Genomic DNA, 262 nt, shown 5'->3' with positions numbered 1-262 from the left:
CCCGAGGGTACCGGCCCCAACATCCTGGTGGATTGCTCCAAAGGAGTTCAGTACCTCAATGAAATTAAGGACTCTGTTGTGGCTGGATTCCAGTGGGCCGCTAAGGAAGGAGTTATGGCTGAAGAGAATTTGCGTGGTGTTAGATTCAACATCTATGATGTAACACTCCATACTGATGCCATCCATAGAGGTGGTGGCCAAATCATTCCAACAACTAGAAGATGCTTGTACGCATGTCTGCTAACTGCTCAGCCCCGTCTTA

Annotated in this window: 1 protein-coding gene; it reads left to right on the top strand. The window is 48.5% G+C overall.

Going from position 1 to position 262, the window contains the following annotated elements; translation table 11 throughout:
• Positions 1 to 262: hypothetical protein (locus F0U47_RS23050; RefSeq protein ID WP_223162880.1), on the top strand; the 262-nt coding region annotated here is incomplete at both ends.

Origin of the sequence: Nocardioides antri (assembly GCF_008373765.1) — a bacterium.
In the GTDB taxonomy this organism is placed as follows: Bacteria; Actinomycetota; Actinomycetes; order Propionibacteriales; family Nocardioidaceae; genus Nocardioides; species Nocardioides antri.
Note: the sequence above shows the minus strand (reverse complement) of the source record. Positions and strands in the feature narration are given on the sequence as shown.